Here is a 19,860-nt window from a genome sequence, read left to right as displayed (position 1 = left end):
CTACTGCCGGCTACTTGCTCACGGCGTCCAGGGCGTCGGCGATGCCCCAGCCGTAGAAGCCGTTGCGGTTCTTGCCGCCCTCGCAGACCGCGTCGATCTTGCCGTCCCCGTCGATGTCATACGGGTCGGTGCACGGCGTGGCGTCGGCCTCGGCGTACAGCAGCGCCTTGACCAGGGCGGCGGGGGCGTGGGGGTGCGTCGACTTGATGAGCGCGGCCACGCCCGCGACATGCGGGGAGGCCATCGACGTACCGGCCATGTAGCCCCACTTGCCGCCGGGGACCGGGCCCAGGATGAGGCCGCTGGTGGCGGGCGGCGCCGGGGTCTGGTACGCCGTCGAGTCGCCGCCGGGGGCCGCGATGTCGACGACGCCCAGGCCGTGGTTGGAGAAGGACGACTTGATGCCCTTCGCGCCGGTCGAAGCGACCGTGACGACCCCCGGCAACTGGGTCGGGATGTCCAGGCACTCGGACGGGTCGATCACGCGGTCCGACGGCGTGGAGTCGTTCGGCGAGACCGGGTCGGTGATCTCGTCCGCCGCGAGGTCGTAGTTCTCGTTGCCCGCCGCCGCGACGTTGACCGCGCCCTTCTTCTCCGCGTACCGCGAGGCACGGGTGACGGCCTCCACGAGGGCCTTCTGGTCGGGGTCGTTCTTGCAGTTGAAGTACCAGGGGTCGGTGTAATAGCTGTTGTTGGTGACGTCCACGCCGTGCTCGGCGGCCCACATGAAGCCGCAGACGACGGCCTCCGTGTAGAAGAAGCCGTCCGGGTTGGACACCTTGATGCCGGAGACCTTCACGCCCGGCGCCACCCCGGTGACGCCGACGCCGTTCTTCGCGGCCGCGATCTCACCCGCGACATGTGTGCCGTGCGGGCTCTCGGCGGCGCTCGGCCGCCATGCCCCGTCGGTCGTGTCCGGCTTGCCCGACACACAGTTGACCGAGGCGTCGCGGTCGAAGTTCGGAGCGATGTCGGGGTGCGTGTCGTCGACGCCGGTGTCGATCACGGCGACGGTGACGTCCCGGCTGCCCAGCGACTTCTCGTGCGCCTTGTCCGCCTTGATGGCCGGCAGATCCCACTGCAGCGGCTCCAGCGGGTCCTGCCCGGCCGCCGCTTCGACGCTCGCCGCCTGCTTGGCGGTGAGCACCTTGGGGGTGCCGACATCGGTCGTGGACTGCGCGGGCAGCGGCGCGGTGCGCGTGGCGCCCGCCGACTCCACCCCGTGCACCTTGCGGATGGTCTTCGCGAAGTCGGCGTTCGACGAGTGGACGACGATCACGCCGATCCGGTCGTACGACGTCACGATCGTGCCGCCCGCCTTGGTGATGGCCTTCTTCACGTACGAGGAAGTGCCGTACCCGGGACGGACGTTCACGACATAGCTGAGCGAGTTCGCCTCCGCCGACAACAGCGGCACGCTGTCGGCCGCGGGCGCGGCGGGGGCCGCCGACGCACTGACGTTCGGCAGGAAGGCGAATGCCGTCGCCATGGCCATCCCGAGCGGAATCGCTATGGCACGGCGGGAGCGCGGGTCAGGCGCTGTCATGGAGTCTCCAGTTCGTTCGCTGTACGAGCGGTACGGACCGTGCGGGCGGTACGGGCTGTGCGGTGGTACGGGCTGTGCGGGTCGTACGGGCCGTGCGGGTGGTACAGGACGTGCGGGCAGTACGAGGCGGGCCGGAGGTGAGCCGGCCCGCCTCTGAAGGGGCGTACAGGATCGCCTACTTGACTGCCCGCAGCGCGTTGACGATGCCGAAGCCGTAGAAGCCGTTCACACGCTTGCCGCCCTCGCAGGTGGCGTCCACGACACCGTCGCCGTCCCCGTCGTACGGGTCGGTCGGGCACCCCGGGTTGTCCGCCTGAGCCTTCAGCAGCGCCTGAAGCAGGGTCGGAGTCGCCTTGGGGTACTTGGACTTGAGTAGCGCGGCGACACCGGCGGCGTGCGGCGACGCCATCGACGTGCCCTGCAGGAAGGCGTACTCGTTGTTCGGCATGGTGGACAGGATCCGGCCGTTCTTCGACGGGGTGTCCGGGATCTGGTACTTGTCTCCGCCCGGCGCCGCGATGTCGATCACGCCCTTGCCGTAGGTGGAGTAGTACGACTTGGCGCTCGTGACGCCGGTCGCACTGACCGTGACGACACCCGGCAGCTGGGTCGGCACGTCGAAGCACTCGTGCGGGTCGATGGTGCGGGTGACCGGGGTCGAGTCGTCGGGGCTGCTGTCGTCGACGATCGCGTCCGAGTCGAGGTCGTGGTTGGAGTTGCCCGCCGAGGCCAGGTTGAGGGTGCCCTTCTTCTGGGCGTACAGCTGGGCCCGGTTCACCGCGTCGACGATCGCCTTCTGGTCGGGGTCGTCCATGCAGTTGTAGAGCCACGGGTCGACGTAGTAGCTGTTGTTCGTGATCTCCACGCCGTGGTCGGCGGCGAACACGAAGGCGCAGACGACGCTCTCGGGGTAGAAGAGGCCGTTGTCCGGGTCGCTCACCTTGATGCCCGCGACCTTCGCGCCGGGCGCCACACCGGCGACACCGATGCCGTTGCGGGCGGCCGCGATCTCACCCGCGACATGCGTGCCGTGGTAGTCCTCGGCGGTGTACGGACGCCAGGCGCCCTCACTCGTGTCGGCAACGCCCCCCACACAGTTCGCGGACTGCGACGCCGAGAAGTTCGGGGCCAGGTCCGGATGGGTGTCGTCGACTCCCGTGTCGATCACGGCGACCGTGACCTTCCGGCTGCCCGGGTTGATCTCCGCGGCCTTGTCGGCGCCGATCGCGCGCAGATCCCACTGGTCGGCCTCGAGGGGCTCCTGACCGGCGGCGGTGCTCTTCGAGGCGACCTTCGCGGCCTCGGCCGCCGACAGGTACTGCGCCCCGCCCTCGTCGGTCGTCCCCGCCGCCTTCAGCGGCGTGGTGCGCGTCGCGCCCGCGGACTGCACCCCACGCACGGCACGGATCTGCTTGCCGAAGTCCGGGTTGGCCGAGTGGACGACGATGACGCCGATCTTCTGGTACGTGGTGACGACCGTGCCGTCGGCCTTCGCTATCGCCTTCTTCACCGACTCGATCGTGCGGTGGTCCGTCTTGGTGTTGACCACGTAGGCGAGCTTCGGGCCGTCCGCCGCCGACACCGCGGGGGCGTCCTGAGGCGCGGCCGAGGCGACACCCGGCAGGAAGCCGAGCGAGGCGGTGAGGGACAGCACGACGGGCACAGCCAGCGCGAGACGGCGTCTGGAGCGCAGATGAACCATGGGATCTCCACATCATCCGGGAAAAGTAACCAGCCCGAACACAGGTGGTGGCCGGGCAGGTACATGACTAGGTGGTGCAGGGCGAAGTTATCTCCCGTCATCGCTGGCCAGCAACGACTTCCGGAAATGACTTCCGAAAGAAGTGACCGGAGTTGAACCGGTCCTCGCGTGGCGCCGTGACGTTGGACAGGGAGCCCGAGCACCATCGAGCCCCTGTCGGATCACGCCCGGGAAGCCCTAGCATCGCGACCCGGCCCACAAGATCCACGACTTCGTGAGGTCAGAAAGAAAGCAATGTCCGTACCGAGCCCGTCCGCCAACTCACCTTCACCCGGTTCCCAAGCGGCAACCGCATCCGCAACGCGAGGAGACTCCGTGGCTACCGACGCACCGCCCCCCTCGAAATCCCAACCTCAGCTCCCCACCACCGAGGAGTTCGTCGAGGTGCAGGAGAGCGCTGAGTTCGGTGAACTACGCCGCGCCCACCGCTCCTTCGCCTTCCCGCTGACCATCGGCTTCATCGCCTGGTACCTGCTGTACGTCCTGCTTTCGAACTACGCGGGCGATTTCATGGGCACCAAGGTCGCCGGCAATTTCAACGTCGCGTTCATCCTGGGCCTCGCCCAGTTCCTCACCACGTTCCTCATCGCCTGGTGGTACGAGCGGCACTCCTCCGCCAAGCTCGACCCCAAGGCTGAGGCGATCAAGTCCCGGATGGAGGGCGGCGCATGAGCCCCGCGATCACCCATTTCCAGCTTGCGGCGGGGGAGGCCAGCGAGCACCGGCCGCTGATCATCTCCCTGTTCGCCGTCTTCGTCGTCGCCACCCTCATCATCACCGTGTGGGCCGGCCGGCAGACGAAGGACGCCGCCGACTTCTACGCGGGCGGCCGCCAGTTCAGCGCGTTCCAGAACGGGCTCGCCGTCTCCGGCGACTACATGTCCGCCGCGTCCTTCCTGGGCATCGCGGGCGCCATCGCCCTCTTCGGATACGACGGCTTCCTCTACTCCATCGGCTTCCTCGTCGCCTGGCTGGTGGCGCTGCTCCTCGTCGCCGAGCCGCTGCGCAACTCCGGCCGGTACACGATGGGCGACGTCCTCGCGTACCGCATGCGCCAGCGCCCCGTGCGTACGGCGGCCGGTACCTCCACGATCGTCGTCTCGATCTTCTATCTGCTGGCGCAGATGGCGGGCGCGGGTGTCCTGGTCTCGCTGCTGCTCGGCATCACCAGCGACGCCGGGAAGATCGCCATCGTCGCCCTCGTCGGCATCCTGATGATCGTGTACGTCACCATCGGCGGCATGAAGGGCACCACCTGGGTCCAGATGGTCAAGGCCGTGCTGCTCATCGGCGGCACCCTGCTCATCACCTTCCTGGTGCTGCTCAAGTTCAACTTCAACGTCTCCGACCTGCTCGGCGAGGCGGCCAAGAACAGCGGTGGGGGATCGGCCTTCCTGGAGCCCGGTCTGAAGTACGGCCTCACGACCACCTCGAAGGTCGACTTCATCTCCCTGGGCATCGCGCTGGTCCTGGGCACCGCGGGCCTTCCGCACATCCTGATCCGCTTCTACACGGTGCCCAACGCCAAGGCCGCGCGTAAGTCCGTGAACTGGGCGATCGGCATCATCGGCGGCTTCTACCTGATGACCATCGCGCTCGGCTTCGGCGCGGCGGCCCTCATCTCCAAGGAAGAGATCGTCGAATCCAACCCCGCGGGCAACACGGCCGCGCCACTCCTCGCGCTGCATCTCGGCGGCGTCGACTCGGCCTGGGGCGCGATCCTGCTCGCCACCATCTCCGCGGTCGCCTTCGCCACGATCCTCGCGGTCGTCGCGGGCCTGACCCTCGCCTCGTCCTCCTCGTTCGCGCACGACATCTACGCGAACGTCATCAGGAAGGGCAAGGCCACCGAGAAGGAAGAGGTCAACGCCGCCCGGTACGCGACGGTCGCCATCGGCATCGTCTCCATCGCCCTCGGCGCCATGGCCCGTGACCTGAACGTGGCCGGCCTGGTCGCGCTCGCCTTCGCGGTCGCCGCGTCCGCCAACCTGCCGACGATCCTCTACAGCCTCTTCTGGAAGCGGTTCACCACCCAGGGCGCACTGTGGTCGATCTACGGCGGCCTCGTCACGGCGGTCGGCCTGGTGCTGTTCTCACCGGTGGTCTCCGGCAAGGCCACCTCGATGTTCCCGGACGTCGACTTCCACTGGTTCCCGCTGGAGAACCCGGGCATCATCTCGATCCCGGTCGGCTTCCTGCTGGGCTGGATCGGCACGCTCGTGTCCAAGGAGGAGCCGGACACCGGCAAGTACGCGGAGCTGGAGGTGCGTTCGCTCACCGGCACCGGCGCTCACTGAGGTCTCGATCAGTGCTGCCGGGGCCTGCTGAGGCCTCGTTCAGCGCCGCCGGGACATCCCCCGGGACCTCCTGGGTGCTCGCACCGCGGCCGCGTCGTAGAGAGCTACGACGCGGCCGTTTCGCGTCTCGTGGGATCTGGCCGCTGTCGTTGTCGGTTCCGTCACGTAGGCTCGCTGGTATCTGATCCTCATCGATCCGCATTCAGGGAGGGGCCGACGTGCTCATCGACACCTACGGCCGGGTGGCAACCGACCTGCGTGTGTCACTGACGGACCGCTGCAATCTGAGGTGTACGTACTGCATGCCCGAGGAGGGCCTGCAGTGGCTGGCGAAGCCCGACCTGCTCACGGACGACGAGATAGTCCGCCTCATCGACATAGCGGTACGGACACTGGGCATCACCGAGGTCCGCTTCACCGGCGGCGAGCCCCTGCTGCGCCCCGGCCTCGTCGGCATCGTGGAGCGCGTGGCCGCCCTGGAGCCGCGCCCCCAGATGTCCCTGACGACCAACGGCATCGGCCTCAAGCGCACGGCGACCGCTCTGAAGGCAGCGGGCCTGGACCGGGTCAACGTCTCGTTGGACACCCTGCGCCCCGACGTCTTCAAGACCCTCACGCGCCGCGACCGCCACAAGGACGTCCTCGACGGCCTCCGAGCCGCCCGCGACGCCGGCCTGGACCCGGTCAAGGTCAACTCCGTCCTGATGCCGGGGCTGAACGACGACGAGGCCCCGGACCTGCTCGCCTGGGCCGTGGAGCACGACTACGAACTGCGGTTCATCGAGCAGATGCCCCTCGACGCCCAGCACGGCTGGAAGCGCGAGGGCATGGTCACCGCGGGCGACATCCTGGCCTCGCTGCGCACGCGCTTCGCGCTCACGGACGAGGGATCCGAGGAGCGCGGCTCCGCGCCCGCCGAGCGCTGGATCGTCGACGGCGGCCCGCACCGCGTCGGCGTGATCGCCTCCGTCACCCGCCCGTTCTGCTCGGCCTGCGACCGCACGAGGCTGACGGCCGACGGCCAGGTCCGCACCTGCCTGTTCGCCACGGAGGAGACCGACCTGCGGGCCGCCCTGCGTTCGGACGCGCCGGACGAGGAGATCGCCCGCATCTGGAAGCTGGCGATGTGGGGCAAGAAAGCGGGCGCCGGTCTCGACGACCCGTCGTTCGTGCAGCCGGAGCGACCGATGTCGGCCATTGGCGGTTAGGGCCTGTCGTTTGGATCATGCCGACCTCGCGCTACGGCGCCCGATGACCGCAGATGTGCGTGCCAAGCCCCGCGGCCCAGGCGTGATCCAAACGACAGACCCTAGGGGGACGTCGGGGGCTCCTGATGTTCCTGGGACTCCCATTCCTCCAGCGGCACGACGTCCTTCAAGAACCCTCGGACGGCGAGGAACTTGGACAGGTGCTCGCGATGCTCCTCGCACGCGAGCCAGGTCTTGCGCCGGTCCGGTGTGTGCAGCTTCGGGTTGTTCCAGGCGAGCACCCACACCGCGTCGGCCCGGCAGCCCTTGGCCGAGCAGATGGGCGAGGAGGGATCGGAGCCGGGCAGGTTCAGAATCACGCCCCCGACCCTAACCCGGGAAAAGGCGACGCCGAGCAGCCACGGGGGGAGCTGCCCGGCGTCGGTCTGTCGCTCCGACGGGGGATGCGGAGCGCGTACGAAGTATGTCACGGGTAGCCCCGTGCCCGGCACCTGAACGACATGATTGATCTGAGCTTCTCTTGAGCTTGGTGCCGTCCCTGACCCGGGCCGCAGCGTTCCGCCGTGGTCAGGTTCGGTCGTGCTGCCCGCTCCGGGAACCTGCCGCGGAATCGGCCGCGACGTCTTCCGGGACGGACCCCGCCGCGTCTCCCGGTACGGATTCCCCGGCATCCTCCGGGACGGATTCCGCGGAGCCGCCCGCCGGGGGCGGGGTGAGCATCGGCCGGGTCGGCGCGGTGACGAACGTCGACGGCAGCGAGGGCGCGTTCTCACGGCCCGCGTTGGCGATCACCACGGCGATATAGGGGAGGACGCCACCGAGCACGAGGGCGACGATGGCGACAGGCCGCTCGACGTTCCAGAGAGTGGCCGCGAGGATCACGGCGACCGTGCGGACGGACATCGAGATGACATACCGACGCTGCCGGCCACGTACGTCGTCGGCGAGTCCCTGCCGGGCTCCGGTGATCCGGAAGACCTCGACGTTGCTGTGCTTCCGCATCACGTTCCACCGCCTGCCTGTATCGGACGCTCCCCTGCCCGTACCAGGTCCGCACCCGCTCATGGACAGCAGGGCCCGAACAAGGACCACGTTACGCCGCGGCCGCGCCTCCCACGAGACCGGGTCGTCCGTCTCCCGCGCGCGGAGCCCCTTGCGGCATACCGCGTACGGGTGCGCCCGACATGCACCGTATGGCGGACGGGCCGAAACTGGGTGTAGTGCTCACGCGGAGCCGTACAGGAGGCAGCCATGGGCTGGTTGTGGGCGATCATCGTGGGGTTCGTGCTCGGCCTGCTGGCCAAGGCGATCATTCCGGGCAGGCAGCACAGCCCGCTCTGGCTGACCACGATCTTCGGGATCATCGGTGCCGTCGTCGGCAACTCCATCGCCCGGGGCATCGGGATCGCCGAGACCGACGGCATCGACTGGGGCCGGCACGGCCTCCAGCTCGCCGCCGCGATCGTCGTCGTCTTCTTCGGCGACATGATGTACACGGCGATCCGGGGCGGCAGACAGAAGGCCCCCAGGTGAAAGAGGGCGCCTGACGTACGACGAAGTGGGTGGCCGTCCGGCCACCCCCTTCCCCCTTCACCCGCGCAGACGCGCGCCGCGTTCAGCCCGCGGTGACCTCCACCGCCGCCAGGTTCTTCTTGCCCCGGCGCAGCACCAGCCAGCGACCGTGCAGCAGGTCCTCCTTGGCGGGGACGGCGTCCTCGCCGACGACCTTGGCGTTGTTCACGTACGCGCCGCCCTCCTTGACCGTGCGGCGCGCGGCCGACTTGCTGGGCACCAGGCCGACCCCGGCGAAGAGGTCGACCACCGGGCCGAGCTCGGCGACCTGGATGTGCGGCACCTCGAAGAGGGCCGCGCTCAGCGTCGCCTCGTCGAGCTCCGCCAGGTCGCCCTGCCCGAAGAGGGCCTTGGACGCGGCGATGACCGCGGCCGTCTGATCGGCTCCGTGCACCAGTGTCGTGAGCTCCTCGGCCAGCGCCCGCTGCGCGGTCCGGGCCTGCGGGCGCTCATCGGTGACCTTCTCCAGCTCCTCCAGCTCCTCGCGGGACTTGAAGGAGAGGATCCGCATGTACGACGAGATGTCCCGGTCGTCCGCGTTCAGCCAGAACTGGTAGAACGCGTACGGCGTCGTCATCTCGGGGTCGAGCCAGATGGCGCCGCCCTCGGTCTTGCCGAACTTGGTGCCGTCCGCCTTGGTCATCAGCGGCGTCGCCAGCGCGTGGACCTCGGCGTGCGGCTCCAGGCGGTGGATCAGGTCCAGGCCCGCCGTGAGGTTGCCCCACTGGTCGCTGCCGCCCTGCTGAAGCGTGCAGCCGTACCTGCGGTACAGCTCCAGGAAGTCCATGCCCTGCAGCAGCTGGTAGCTGAACTCCGTGTAGCTGATGCCCTCCTCGGACTCCAGGCGCCGGGCGACGGAGTCCTTCGTGAGCATCTTGTTGACGCGGAAGTGCTTGCCGATGTCCCGCAGGAACTCGATGGCCGACAATCCGGCCGTCCAGTCCAGGTTGTTCACCATCACCGCGGGGTTCTCGCCCTCGAAGGACAGGAACGGCTCGATCTGCGCGCGCAGTCGGCTGACCCAGTTGGCGACCGTCTCCGGGTCGTTCAGCGTGCGCTCGGCGGTCGGGCGTGGGTCGCCGATCTGGCCGGTCGCCCCGCCCACCAGGGCCAGCGGGCGCAGGCCCGCCCGCTGGAGGCGGCGCATGGTGAGGACCTGCACCAGGTGGCCGACGTGCAGACTGGCCGCCGTCGGGTCGAAGCCGCAATAGAACGTGACGGGACCGTCCGCGAGCGCCTTGCGCAAAGCGTCCTCGTCAGTGGACAGGGCGATCAGCCCGCGCCACTTCAGCTCGTCGACGATGTCCGTCACGGTTCTCGTATCTCCTAGGGTGATCTTCGGGCGGTCGTGTGACAGCCGACTACGAGGTTATACGCCCCGACCGACAGAGCTCACTCGCTTATGCGTNGTCGTGTGACAGCCGACTACGAGGTTATACGCCCCGACCGACAGAGCTCACTCGCTTATGCGTCCCGGCCGACACGCCCGGCCGACACGCCCGGCCGACACGCCCGGCCGACACGCCCGGCCGACACGCCCGGCCGACACGCCCGGCCGACACGCCCGGCCGACCCGCCCGACCGGCACCGCCCACGACCGTCACACGCCCTGACTGACGGAGCTCATATTGAAGTCCGGCACCCGCAGGGCAGGCATCGCGGCCCTGGTGAACCAGTCGCTCCATTCCCTCGGCAGCGTCTTCTCCGTCCGCCCCGCCTCGGTCGCCCGCCCCAGCAGATCCACCGGCGACTCGTTGAACCGGAAGTTGTTCACTTCCCCGGTGACCTCGCCGTTCTCGACGAGATAGACGCCGTCCCGGGTCAGCCCGGTCAGCAGCAGCGTCGCCGGGTCGACCTCGCGGATGTACCAGAGGCAGGTGAGCAGCAACCCGCGCTCGGTGTCCGCGACCATCTCCTCCAGCGAGCGGTCCTGGCCGCCGTCGAGGATCACGTTGCCGATGGCGGGGGCCACCGGCAGCCCGGTCAGACCCGCGCTGTGCCGGGTGCTCGTCAGATGCGCGAGCTCGCCCTCACGGACCCAATCGGTGGGCCGCACGGGCAGCCCGTTGTCGAACACCGAGGAGTCGTCCCCGGAGGAGTGGGCGAGCACGAAGGGCGCGCACTCCAGGCCGGGCTCGTTCGGGTCGCTGCGCAGCGTCAGCGGCAGCTCGGTGAGCTTCTCGCCGACGCGCGTCCCGCCGCCGGGCTTGCTGAACACCGTCCGCCCCTCGGCCGCGTCCCGGGCCGACGACGACCACATCTGGTAGATAAGCAAGTCCGCGACGGCGGTCGGCGGCAGCAGCGTCTCGTACCGCCCGGCGGGCAGCTCGATGCGCCGCTGCGCCCAGCCGAGCCGCGTGGCCAGCTCCGCGTCGAGCGCCGCCGGGTCCACGTCCTTGAAGTCGCGCGTCGAACGGCCCGCCCACGCCGAGCGCATCCGGTCCGGCGACTTGGCGTTCAACTCCAGCGTCCCGTTGGGCTGGTCGTGCCGAAGGCGCAGCCCCGTCGACGTACCGAGATAGCTCGACACGAGTTCGTGGTTGGCGAAGCCGTACAGCTCCCGCCCGCCCTCACGCGCGCGGGCGAACGATTCGCCGAGGGCCGGGGCGAAGTCCGTGAAGACGGCCGACGAGGTCTCGGCGGGCGCGTCCGTGAAGTCGGGGGACTGGGCGACCCCGGTCACCAGCGGCTGCGCGTCCTCGGCCGGGCCCGCGCCCCGCGCCGCGGCCTCGGCGGCCCGTACGAGCGGCTCCAGCTCCTGCGCGGTCACGGCCGAGCGGGAGACGACCCCGGAGGCGGTGCCCTCGCGGCCGTCGACGGTGGCGATGACGGTCAGCGTGCGCCCGCGCGTGACCCCGTTCGTGGTCAGTGCGTTGCCGGCCCAGCGCAGATTGGCGGTCGAGTGCTCGTCGGCGATCACGACACAGCCGTCGGCCCGGGACAGTTCGAGGGCGCGCTCGACGATGTCGTGCGGCTTGTTCGTACGAGTCGTCGACGAAGAGGTGCTCATCGCCCGGCCTCCTGGGTCGTGTTGAGGATGTTGACGCCCTTGAAGAGGGCCGACGGGCAGCCGTGCGAGACCGCCGCGACCTGGCCGGGCTGGGCCTTTCCGCAGTTGAAGGCGCCGCCCAGGACGTACGTCTGGGGACCGCCGACCGCTGCCATCGAGCCCCAGAAGTCGGTGGTCGTCGCCTGGTACGCGACGTCCCGCAGCTGGCCCGCGATCCGTCCGTTCTCGATCTTGAAGAAGCGCTGTCCGGTGAACTGGAAGTTGTAGCGCTGCATGTCGATGGACCACGACCGGTCGCCGACGACGTAGATCCCACGGTCGACGCCGCCGATCAGATCCTCGGTGGACAGGCCGCCGGGATCGGGCTGGAGCGACACGTTTGCCATGCGCTGCACCGGCACATGGCCCGGGGAGTCCGCGTACGCGCACCCGTTGGACCGCTCGAACCCGGTCAACCTGGCGATCCTGCGGTCCAGTTGGTAGCCGACCAGCGTCCCGTCCTTCACCAGGTTCCAGGACTGCCCCTCGACGCCCTCGTCGTCGTACCCGATGGTCGCGAGCCCGTGCTCGGCCGTGCGGTCACCGGTGACGTTCATCAGCTCGGAGCCGTACCGCAGCTTGCCGAGCTTGTCGAAGGTGGCGAAGGAGGTTCCCGCGTACGCGGCCTCGTAACCGAGCGCGCGGTCCAGCTCGGTGGCGTGCCCGATGGACTCGTGGATCGTCAGCCACAGGTTGGACGGGTCGACGACGAGGTCGTACACCCCCGCCTCGACGCTCGGCGCCCGCATCTTCTCGGCGAGCAGCTCAGGGATCCGCCCCAGCTCCGACTCCCAGTCCCAGCCGGTGCCGACCAGGTACTCCCAGCCGCGCCCGACCGGCGGCGCGATCGTCCGCATGGAGTCGAACTCGCCGCTCGACTCGTCGACCGCGACAGCCGTGAGCTGTGGATGCAGCCGCACGCGCTGCTGGGTGGTGACGGTGCCCGCCGTATCGGCATAGAACTTGTTCTCGTGCACTGTCAGCAGTGAGGCGTCCACGTGGCTGACCCCCTGGGCCGCCAGCAGCTGAGCGCTCCAGTCCGTGAGCAGCCCCACCTTCTCGTCGTCCGGCACGGAGAAGGGGTCGATCTCGTACGAGGAGACCCAGGTCTTCTCCGCGTGCACCGGCTCATCGGCGAGCTCGACGCGCTCGTCGGAGCCCGCCGCCTTGATCACCTGGGCCGACAGCTTGGCCATGGCCACGGCCTGCGACGCGACCTTCGCGGCGGCGTCCATGGTCAGATCGACGCCGGACGCGAATCCCCACGTCCCGCCGTGCACCACCCGCACCGCGAACCCCAGATCGGTCGTGTCCGACGACCCCGCGGGCTTGGCGTCCCGCAGCCGCCAGGCCGCGCTGCGCACCCGCTCGAACCGGAAGTCCGCATGCTCGGCGCCCAGCGCCCGGGCCCGCGCGAGCGCGGCGTCGGCCAGGGCCCTCAGGGGTAGTGCCAGGAATGACTGATCGACTTCGTGGGGCACGGGTGGGTCCCTTCGGGAGTGGGAGTGCTCTCCTGTTATTGACCGTCACGGGCAGTGAATCATGACTCGTCGGTCGGTTTCCCGGGAAAAGGTGCGGTCTTCCACCGGCGGGTGCCCGGGCGGGACTTCGCGCTGCGGCTGCGGCCCGCACACCGGGCTCATACGGTGAACCCATGTCCAGCAAGCGTCCTCGCCCGGCCGGTAAGAACGGCAGGAGCGCACGCGGGAACAGGCGCGCTCCCGCACGAGACACCGGCGCGCGTCCGCCAGAGCCCGCCCAGGTCGCCGAGGAGTACGAGCGGCTGGCCGGACGTCACCCCGAGGATCTCGAAGAGCTGCTTCTGGAAGCGGCGGACGCGTGGAACGAAGCGGGGGAGTACGACAGCGCGCTGGCCCTGTACGAGCGTCTGCTGGAGCGCGGCTCAGACGACGCCGTCGAGGAACCGGATCTGGTGGACGCCTACCGGATCAGCACGCTGTGGGACGCCGGGCGCGACGAAGAGGCGCGCGCCGCGGCGGCGGGGTTCCGCAGGCGGCACCCGCGGCACGCCGGCGCCTGGACCTTCGTCGCCGAGGCCTTCGAGGCGCAGGACGAGACCGCCACGGCCGCCGAGTGGTACACGGCGGGCGTGACACACGTGCTCGGCGCGGGCGCCGCCGTGACGGTGGACGTGGTGGAGGCGCACGTCCAGGGCTACGACGTGGAGACGCTCCTGACCGGCCGCCACCGGGTACGGCGACTGCTCGGTGAGCCGCACGACGACTGGGACGCGGTGGCCGACGCACTGCATGAGCGCCGGGCGTCCGCGCTGCTCGGCCGCGTCCGCCCGCTCGACGAACTCCACGACCCGCTTCGGCTCAAGCGGCTGGAGGGACACGGCCCCGACCTGCTGGAGCGCGAGATCGGCGAAGCGCTGGACCCCGCGTCGTCGGAGAACCCTGTTGTCCATGCCGGTCCGCGCGCGACGTGCGTTCTGTACTGGCCACGGGACGAGCTCACCGGACTGCTGGAACGCTGGCCCAGGGCGGCCGAGGTGTACGGCGCCGACCACGCCGGCCACCTGCGGCAGGTCGAACGGACCTTGCGGGACCTGTCGGAAGAGGGGGCGACCCAGCTGGCGGTCGGCCGGGCGACGGTGCGGGACCTGGAGGCGTACGCGGCGACGAGCGGGGGATCGCCGGACTTTCCGGGCACACGGTCCGCGTACGCCGCCGCACTCGCGCGTACCGGACGGGCCGAGGCCTGGCCGCCGCCGCGCAACGGCCCCTGCTGGTGTGCGTCGGGACGCAAGTACAAGAAGTGCTGTGGGAACCCGGCTCTGGCGTGACGAGCCGAGGCTCTCGACTGTAGAGACCCGACAGGAGCCGGGCGAAGCCACTGTCGATGGTGGATTCTCCGCGGGGCGGGCCGGACCGATAGGTTTCGAGGTACCAGACCGGCTATCGAAAGGGTGATCCGTTGAGCCGCTCGGTTCTCGTCACCGGAGGAAACCGGGGCATCGGCCTCGCCATCGCCCGCGCTTTCGCCGACGCGGGCGACAAGGTCGCGATCACGTACCGCTTGGGGGAACCCCCGGCGGGCTTCCTCGCCGTCAAGTGCGACATCACCGATGCCGAGCAGGTGGAGCAGGCCTACAAGGAGATCGAGGCCGAGCACGGTCCGGTCGAGGTGCTGATCGCCAACGCGGGCGTCACCAAGGACCAGCTGCTGATGCGTATGTCCGAGGAGGACTTCACGTCCGTTCTCGACACCAACCTCACCGGCACCTTCCGCGTGGTGAAGCGCGCCAACCGGGGCATGCTGCGCGCCAAGAAGGGCCGCGTCGTGCTCATCTCGTCGGTCGTCGGGCTGTACGGCTCGCCCGGGCAGGCGAACTACGCCGCCTCCAAGGCGGGCCTGGTCGGCTTCGCGCGCTCGCTCGCCCGCGAGCTCGGCTCGCGCAACATCACCTTCAACGTCGTCGCGCCCGGCTTCGTCGACACCGACATGACCAAGGTGCTCACCGACGAGCAGCGCGAGGGCATCGTGAAGCAGGTGCCGCTCGGCCGGTACGCGCGGCCCGAGGAGATCGCCGCGACGGTGCGGTTCCTCGCCTCGGACGACGCCTCGTACATCACTGGAGCCGTCATTCCGGTTGACGGCGGATTGGGCATGGGTCACTGATCACCATGAGCGGAATTCTCGAGGGTAAGCGCGTCCTGATCACCGGTGTGCTGATGGAGTCCTCCATCGCCTTCCACACCGCGAAGCTGGCCCAGGAGCAGGGCGCCGAGATCATCCTGACCGCGTTCCCGCGGCCCACGCTGACCGAGCGCATCGCCAGGAAGCTCCCCAAGCCCACCAAGGTCATCGAGCTCGACGTCACCAACGACGAGCACCTCGGACGGCTGGCCGACATCGTCGGCGAGGAGCTCGGCGGCCTCGACGGCGTCGTCCACTCCATCGGCTTCGCCCCCCAGGACGCGCTCGGCGGCAACTTCCTCAACACCCCGTTCGAGTCGGTCGCCACCGCCATGCACGTCTCGGCGTACTCCCTGAAGTCGCTGACCATGGCCTGCCTGCCGCTGATGCAGAACGGCGGCTCGGTCGTCGGCCTCACCTTCGACGCGAAGTTCGCCTGGCCGCAGTACGACTGGATGGGCCCGGCCAAGGCCGCCCTGGAGGCCACCAGCCGTTACGTCGCCCGTGACCTGGGCAAGCAGAACATCCGCTGCAACCTCGTCTCCGCCGGCCCCCTCGCCTCCATGGCCGCCAAGTCCATCCCGGGCTTCGGCGAACTGGCCGCCGTGTGGGACGACCGTGCGCCCCTGGAGTGGGACCTCAAGGACCCCGAGCCGGCCGGCCGCGGTGTCGTCGCCCTGCTGAGCGACTGGTTCCCGAAGACGACGGGCGAGATCATCCACGTGGACGGCGGTCTGCACGCGATCGGCGCGTGAGGTCTGCTCGGACTGACGTCTGATCGGACTTACGTTCGTACGTTCACGCGTCTCACGTTCACGCGTCTCACGTTCACGCGTCTCACGTTCACGCGTCTTACGTTCGCGACGCCCCGTTTCCCGCAGCGCGGGCGGCGGGGCGTCACCCGTTCGGCCCACCGGCCGGGCGGTGAAGGGCGGTAACTGCGCACTCTGGAAGAGGAGTTCCCCTCCCCAGCACGGCCGAGGAGGTCCCCCTTGTGCGCTTGTCCCCGCGCTTCGCCCCGCTGCCGGCCGCGCTCGTTCTCGTGTTCGTTCTCGCGCTCGCTCTCTTGTTCGCCCTGCCGCAACGCGCCGCTTCGCACCCCACGAAAACGGCGCCCCACGCGCGCGTGCATGCCGACAGGCCCTTCGGAGCCGAGTGCCGGATCGCGGTCGACGGCTCGTATGTGACCGCGTACTGCCACAACCCGTACCCCGAGGTCGACCGCGTCGGCCTGCACATCGAGTGCGAGCGATGGTGGGACATCGACAGCGACGGCAGCTCGGTCGAGGCCGGGCCCGCACAGACCGTGCGCCTCACGGGCCGCTGCTGGCAGGAGGTCCGTTCCGCGTGGGTCAGTCACCGGAGGTGACTGACCGCCTCGGGCCGCACAGGAACGGGTAGCTCGCGGCCTCCGCGGCGGCCTTCCCCGCGTCGCCCGCGCGAATCGCGTCCACCAGGCGCATGTGGTCCATGTACGTCTCGGGTGTCAGCTCCTCGCCCACATCGTCGCGCAGCCAGTCGCGCAGGACCTCGCTCAGGTCCGCGTACATCGCCGTCATGACGTCGTTGTGGGACGCGGCCACCACCGCCATGTGGAACGACGTGTCGGCGGTGACGAAGGCCTCCGCGTCGCCCGACTCCCACGCCTCCTCGCGGCGCACCAGGAGCGCGTCCAGCTGCTTCAGGTCGCGCTCGGTGCGACGCTCGGCGGCCAGTTTCGCGGCGCCCGACTCCAGCGTGGAGCGCAGCTCGGCGACGTGCCGCTTCTCGGCGTCCGCGAAGCGGCGGTGCATCACGCCCGCCAGCTCACTGGTCGCCACGACGTAGGTCCCCGAACCCTGGCGGATGTCGAGCAGGCCGTTGTGCGCGAGCGCGCGCACGGCCTCCCGGACCGTGTTGCGGGCGACTCCCAGCTGCTCGACCAGCTCGGGCTCGGTGGGGATGCGGGAGCCGACCGGCCACTCGCCGGAGGTGATCTGGTTCCGCAGCTCGGCGATGACCTGCTCGGACAGCGCCGATCGGCGGGGGTGGCTCAGCGGCATGACGCTCCTCCGTGGGGCGGTGGACAATCAATCATCCCATGATTCTATGATGGGTGGCATGGTCAGCGAGGAAACCCGGACGAGGTCCGCACCCAGGTCCACATCCACATCCACATCGATACGCAGCTCATCCGGAACCGCCGACGACTCCCAGGAAACCGCCACGCGCGCGTGGATGGCACGCCTGGTGATCGTCGGGCTCGTCCTCACAGCCGTCAATCTGCGTCCCGCCATCACCAGCCTCGGGGCGCTCCTGGAAGAGGTGCGCGACGGCCTCGGTATGAGCGGCAGCGTCGCCGGACTGCTCACCTCCGTGCCGCCGCTGTGCTTCGCGGTCTTCGGCGTCATGGCACCGCGTCTCGCCCGCCGTTTCGGACCCGTCCCCGTTGTCTGCGCCGGCATGGTGGCCATCGCCGCGGGGCTCGCGATCCGGCCCTTCACCGGGAGCACCACGGGCTTCCTGGCCGCCAGCGCCCTCGCGCTGATGGGCATCGCGGTCAGCAACATCCTGATGCCGGTCATCGTCAAGCGCTGGTTCCCGGACCGGGTCGGCTCCATGACCGGCCTGTACTCCATGGCCCTGGCGCTCGGCACCGCCGCGGCGGCCGCCGTCACGGTGCCCGCGGCCGAGGTCCTGGGCGGCAGCTGGCAGTCCGGCCTCGCGATGTGGGCGGGTATCGCGGCCGTGGCCGTGGTCCCCTGGCTCCCGCTCGTACGGGAACGGGGTGCGGCTCCGGCTCTCAGTGGGACTGCGGCCGCCGGCGGCGCTTCGGCTGCCGGCGGGGCCTCGGCGCCCCGCGAGGCTTCACAGGCCGGCGAGGCATCGTCCCGCGCGGCACGCCCGGAGCCGGACACGCTGCGCATCGCCCGCAGCCGTACCGCCTGGGCGCTCGCCGTCTTCTTCGGGCTCCAAGCCACCGCCGCGTACATCACGATGGGATGGATGGCGCAGATCTTCCGTGACGCGGGTGTCTCCGCGGGCACGGCCGGACTGCTCCTGGCCGTCACGATGGCGATGGGGGTGCCGCTGGCTTTCGTCATCCCGCGTCTGGCCACGCGCCTGTCCCACCAGGGACCGATCGTGATCGCCCTCGGGGTCTGCGGCCTCGTCGGATACGCCGGCCTCTACTTCGCCCCGGCGGGCGGCGCCTGGGCCTGGGCCCTGCTGATGGGCGTCTCCAACTGCGCCTTCCCGCTGGCCCTCACCATGGTCGGCATGCGGGCCAGGACCGGTGCGGGGGTCGCGAAGCTCTCGGGCTTCGCGCAGAGCACCGGTTATCTGATCTCGGTCCCTGGCCCGCTCCTGGTGGGCGTGCTGTACCAGCACAGCGGCGGCTGGGGGCTTCCCATCGCGCTCATGTCGGCCCTGATGATCCCGCAGATCGTGACGGGCATCCTGGCCGGGCGCGACCGCACCGTGGAGGACGAGGCCACACGCCGCTCCGCCCGATGATCGGCTGTGGGGAACCGACCCCACCGGGATGGGGGCGGACGAAGGGTGCGAGACTGGCCGTATGCCCGTGCTCGACCCGAACCCCCAGAACGGCCAGAAGAAGATGCTGCTCGTCTTCGGCACCTTCTTCGCCGTATTCGTGATCATCGGCATCATCGCGACGATCGCTTCGCCGTGACGCCGCGTCCCTCGTGGCCCCTCGCCATGTGCCCCCTCGCTGTGACGGACGCTGCGCCGGGACCGTGACCCGGTGCGTGGCTCCGCCACAGCATGGTGGGGCTAGCCCCACCATCCCCTAGGGGGTGAGTGTCAGGGTCAAGTGGGTGGATCACCGGATGGGTTGAGGGCTCCCGAATCCGTAGCTTCGAAGTGTGGCCGCGACGACGCGGATCACGAAGCGTTCGAAGACCCACGGAGGCGGTATGTCGGCCCCTACGCACACCCGGCCCCACTCGGCGATCAGGGGCGGCGTCGAGGTCCGGCTGCCCTGGTGGGCCCTCGTTCTGCCCGCGCTCGCCTTCGCGATGCTGCTCCTGGTGATCCTCAACCCCGCGGATGCCCACGCGGCCGGCGGCGACCCCGCTGTGGGTCACCTCTTCGAGCGCATCCAGGAGACGGTGCTGCGCCAGGGCTCCTGAGCTCCGCTGCCCCCTGTCGGGACAGCGGGTCAACTCCCTGCGCCCCGTGGCGTGTTTTCATGCGAAGCTGGGACCCATGAGCGTCGCAGAACCCCGCAGGATTGTCCTTTTCCGGCATGCGAAAGCCGACTGGCCCCAGGTGCCCGACCATGAGCGGCCGCTCGCTGAGCGGGGCCGCAAGGACGCCGCCGTCGCCGGACGCAAGCTGGCCGACACCGGCATCCCCTTCGATCTGGCCCTCTGCTCGACCGCGACCCGTACCCGCGAGACATGGAAACTCGCCGTCCAGGAGCTTCCGCACCGGCCGAAAACGGTCTATGAGGAGCGGCTCTACGAGGCCTCGCCCGGTGAGCTGATCGCCCTGCTCAACGAAACCCCGGACGACAGCCAGAACGTGCTCCTGGTCGGCCACAACCCCGGCGTCGAGGGCCTCGCCGACATCCTGTCCGGCCAGTCGGAGGGCGACACGAAGGAGCGGATGAGCCGCCATGGCTTCCCCGCCGCCGCGTTCGCCGTGGTCTCCTTCACCGCCTCCTGGAAGAGTCTCGAGCCCGGCGTGGGCACGCTGCTCGACTACTGGGCGCCGACCGAGTGACCTCACCCCTACGTGGACGGGCCCGGCACCGCGAG

20 protein-coding genes are annotated in these 19,860 nt (G+C 69.8%); 12 read left to right on the top strand and 8 right to left on the bottom strand.

The annotated features are described in order from the left end of the window. Positions 1-10 precede the first annotated feature (10 nt). Positions 11-1,546: a S8 family peptidase gene (locus tag FGD71_RS25090; protein WP_119102778.1), complete on the bottom strand. Its 1,536-nt coding sequence runs from the start codon at positions 1,544-1,546 to the stop codon at positions 11-13. Between the two features lie 175 nt (positions 1,547-1,721). Further along, complete coding sequence (locus tag FGD71_RS25085) at positions 1,722-3,248, bottom strand: S8 family peptidase (protein ID WP_119102777.1); 1,527 nt, start codon at positions 3,246-3,248, stop codon at positions 1,722-1,724. A gap of 375 nt (positions 3,249-3,623) precedes the next feature. On the opposite strand from FGD71_RS25085, the gene FGD71_RS25080 reads away from it, so the two are divergent. From FGD71_RS25080 to moaA, 3 genes are all read left to right on the top strand, one after another. After that, entirely contained in the window at positions 3,624-3,980 is a 357-nt protein-coding gene (locus tag FGD71_RS25080) for a DUF485 domain-containing protein (protein ID WP_119102776.1), read from the top strand. Next, positions 3,977-5,605 (top strand): solute symporter family protein, encoded by a 1,629-nt coding sequence (locus FGD71_RS25075; protein ID WP_119102775.1) that lies wholly within the window; start codon positions 3,977-3,979, stop codon positions 5,603-5,605. The genes FGD71_RS25080 and FGD71_RS25075 overlap by 4 nt, the downstream gene beginning before the upstream one ends. A 218-nt stretch (positions 5,606-5,823) precedes the next feature. After that, positions 5,824-6,813, top strand: coding sequence for a GTP 3',8-cyclase MoaA (gene moaA, locus FGD71_RS25070; RefSeq protein ID WP_119102774.1), 990 nt, complete (start codon positions 5,824-5,826; stop codon positions 6,811-6,813). 101 nt (positions 6,814-6,914) lie between these two features. Here the strand turns inward: moaA and FGD71_RS25065 are convergent, their stop codons facing one another. Both FGD71_RS25065 and FGD71_RS25060 read right to left on the bottom strand, forming a co-directional pair. After that, the gene (locus FGD71_RS25065) at positions 6,915-7,172 is read right to left on the bottom strand and encodes a hypothetical protein (RefSeq protein WP_119102773.1); all 258 of its coding nucleotides are present in this window, start codon (positions 7,170-7,172) and stop codon (positions 6,915-6,917) included. 208 nt (positions 7,173-7,380) lie between these two features. Continuing rightward, complete coding sequence (locus FGD71_RS25060; RefSeq protein ID WP_162931218.1) at positions 7,381-7,815, bottom strand: DUF3099 domain-containing protein; 435 nt, start codon at positions 7,813-7,815, stop codon at positions 7,381-7,383. A gap of 249 nt (positions 7,816-8,064) precedes the next feature. Between FGD71_RS25060 and FGD71_RS25055 the strand changes: the two genes are divergently transcribed. After that, on the top strand, positions 8,065-8,346 hold the full coding sequence (locus FGD71_RS25055; protein WP_119102772.1) for a GlsB/YeaQ/YmgE family stress response membrane protein: 282 nt from the start codon (positions 8,065-8,067) through the stop codon (positions 8,344-8,346). Between the two features lie 82 nt (positions 8,347-8,428). Here FGD71_RS25055 and tyrS read toward each other — a convergent pair whose 3' ends face one another. From tyrS to FGD71_RS25040, 3 genes are all read right to left on the bottom strand, one after another. Continuing rightward, complete coding sequence (gene tyrS / locus FGD71_RS25050; protein WP_119102771.1) at positions 8,429-9,697, bottom strand: tyrosine--tRNA ligase; 1,269 nt, start codon at positions 9,695-9,697, stop codon at positions 8,429-8,431. Between the two features lie 288 nt (positions 9,698-9,985). Further along, positions 9,986-11,395 carry a metallopeptidase TldD-related protein gene (locus FGD71_RS25045; protein WP_119102770.1) on the bottom strand — a complete coding sequence of 470 codons (1,410 nt, stop codon included), beginning with the start codon at positions 11,393-11,395 and terminating at the stop codon, positions 9,986-9,988. Further along, entirely contained in the window at positions 11,392-12,915 is a 1,524-nt protein-coding gene (locus FGD71_RS25040; protein WP_119102769.1) for a TldD/PmbA family protein, read from the bottom strand. Before FGD71_RS25040 ends, FGD71_RS25045 begins: the two co-directional genes overlap by 4 nt. Positions 12,916-13,088: 173 nt before the next feature. Here FGD71_RS25040 and FGD71_RS25035 point away from each other — a divergent pair, with 173 nt between their 5' ends. The 4 genes from FGD71_RS25035 (at position 13,089) to FGD71_RS25020 (ending at position 16,466) form a co-directional block, all read left to right on the top strand. Beyond that, entirely contained in the window at positions 13,089-14,243 is a 1,155-nt protein-coding gene (locus FGD71_RS25035; protein ID WP_119102768.1) for an SEC-C domain-containing protein, read from the top strand. Between the two features lie 131 nt (positions 14,244-14,374). Beyond that, positions 14,375-15,079, top strand: coding sequence for a 3-oxoacyl-[acyl-carrier-protein] reductase (gene fabG, locus FGD71_RS25030; RefSeq protein ID WP_119102767.1), 705 nt, complete (start codon positions 14,375-14,377; stop codon positions 15,077-15,079). Positions 15,080-15,084: 5 nt separating this feature from the next. Next, a complete protein-coding gene (gene fabI, locus FGD71_RS25025) occupies positions 15,085-15,852 on the top strand; it encodes an enoyl-ACP reductase FabI (RefSeq protein ID WP_119102766.1) in 768 nt (255 codons plus the stop codon). 239 nt (positions 15,853-16,091) lie between these two features. Continuing rightward, a complete protein-coding gene (locus FGD71_RS25020) occupies positions 16,092-16,466 on the top strand; it encodes a hypothetical protein (RefSeq protein ID WP_119102765.1) in 375 nt (124 codons plus the stop codon). Here FGD71_RS25020 and FGD71_RS25015 read toward each other — a convergent pair. Beyond that, positions 16,450-17,139, bottom strand: a complete 690-nt coding sequence (locus tag FGD71_RS25015) for a FadR/GntR family transcriptional regulator (protein ID WP_119102764.1) — start codon at positions 17,137-17,139, stop codon at positions 16,450-16,452. The genes FGD71_RS25020 and FGD71_RS25015 overlap by 17 nt on opposite strands. A gap of 46 nt (positions 17,140-17,185) precedes the next feature. Between FGD71_RS25015 and FGD71_RS25010 the strand changes: the two genes are divergently transcribed. From FGD71_RS25010 to FGD71_RS24995, 4 genes are all read left to right on the top strand, one after another. After that, positions 17,186-18,592, top strand: coding sequence for a CynX/NimT family MFS transporter (locus FGD71_RS25010; protein WP_119102763.1), 1,407 nt, complete (start codon positions 17,186-17,188; stop codon positions 18,590-18,592). 61 nt (positions 18,593-18,653) lie between these two features. Next, positions 18,654-18,770 carry an SGM_5486 family transporter-associated protein gene (locus FGD71_RS49720; RefSeq protein ID WP_119102762.1) on the top strand — a complete coding sequence of 39 codons (117 nt, stop codon included), beginning with the start codon at positions 18,654-18,656 and terminating at the stop codon, positions 18,768-18,770. A gap of 244 nt (positions 18,771-19,014) precedes the next feature. Beyond that, on the top strand, positions 19,015-19,230 hold the full coding sequence (locus tag FGD71_RS25000; protein ID WP_119102794.1) for a hypothetical protein: 216 nt from the start codon (positions 19,015-19,017) through the stop codon (positions 19,228-19,230). Between the two features lie 76 nt (positions 19,231-19,306). Next, positions 19,307-19,825: a SixA phosphatase family protein gene (locus tag FGD71_RS24995; protein ID WP_119102761.1), complete on the top strand. Its 519-nt coding sequence runs from the start codon at positions 19,307-19,309 to the stop codon at positions 19,823-19,825. Positions 19,826-19,860 lie beyond the last annotated feature (35 nt).

The sequence above is a fragment of the Streptomyces sporangiiformans genome (assembly GCF_005768555.2).
In the GTDB taxonomy this organism is placed as follows: Bacteria; Actinomycetota; Actinomycetes; order Streptomycetales; family Streptomycetaceae; genus Streptomyces; species Streptomyces sporangiiformans.
The sequence above is the reverse complement of the archived record's forward strand: the minus strand, read 5'-3'. Positions and strand labels throughout refer to the sequence as shown.

What these genes read in the sequence shown, in the direction of transcription:
- FGD71_RS25090 (WP_119102778.1), bottom strand. Translation starts at nt 1,546, where the DNA reads ATGACAGCGCCTGACCCGCGCTCCCGCCGTGCCATAGCGATTCCGCTC.
- FGD71_RS25085 (WP_119102777.1), bottom strand. Translation starts at nt 3,248, where the DNA reads ATGGTTCATCTGCGCTCCAGACGCCGTCTCGCGCTGGCTGTGCCCGTC.
- FGD71_RS25075 (WP_119102775.1), top strand. Translation starts at nt 3,977, where the DNA reads ATGAGCCCCGCGATCACCCATTTCCAGCTTGCGGCGGGGGAGGCCAGC.
- FGD71_RS25060 (WP_162931218.1), bottom strand. Translation starts at nt 7,815, where the DNA reads ATGCGGAAGCACAGCAACGTCGAGGTCTTCCGGATCACCGGAGCCCGG.
- FGD71_RS25055 (WP_119102772.1), top strand. Translation starts at nt 8,065, where the DNA reads ATGGGCTGGTTGTGGGCGATCATCGTGGGGTTCGTGCTCGGCCTGCTG.
- FGD71_RS25045 (WP_119102770.1), bottom strand. Translation starts at nt 11,395, where the DNA reads ATGAGCACCTCTTCGTCGACGACTCGTACGAACAAGCCGCACGACATC.
- FGD71_RS25035 (WP_119102768.1), top strand. Translation starts at nt 13,089, where the DNA reads ATGTCCAGCAAGCGTCCTCGCCCGGCCGGTAAGAACGGCAGGAGCGCA.
- fabI (WP_119102766.1), top strand. Translation starts at nt 15,085, where the DNA reads ATGAGCGGAATTCTCGAGGGTAAGCGCGTCCTGATCACCGGTGTGCTG.
- FGD71_RS25015 (WP_119102764.1), bottom strand. Translation starts at nt 17,139, where the DNA reads ATGCCGCTGAGCCACCCCCGCCGATCGGCGCTGTCCGAGCAGGTCATC.
- FGD71_RS25010 (WP_119102763.1), top strand. Translation starts at nt 17,186, where the DNA reads ATGATGGGTGGCATGGTCAGCGAGGAAACCCGGACGAGGTCCGCACCC.
- FGD71_RS49720 (WP_119102762.1), top strand. Translation starts at nt 18,654, where the DNA reads ATGCCCGTGCTCGACCCGAACCCCCAGAACGGCCAGAAGAAGATGCTG.
- FGD71_RS25000 (WP_119102794.1), top strand. Translation starts at nt 19,015, where the DNA reads ATGTCGGCCCCTACGCACACCCGGCCCCACTCGGCGATCAGGGGCGGC.
- FGD71_RS24995 (WP_119102761.1), top strand. Translation starts at nt 19,307, where the DNA reads ATGAGCGTCGCAGAACCCCGCAGGATTGTCCTTTTCCGGCATGCGAAA.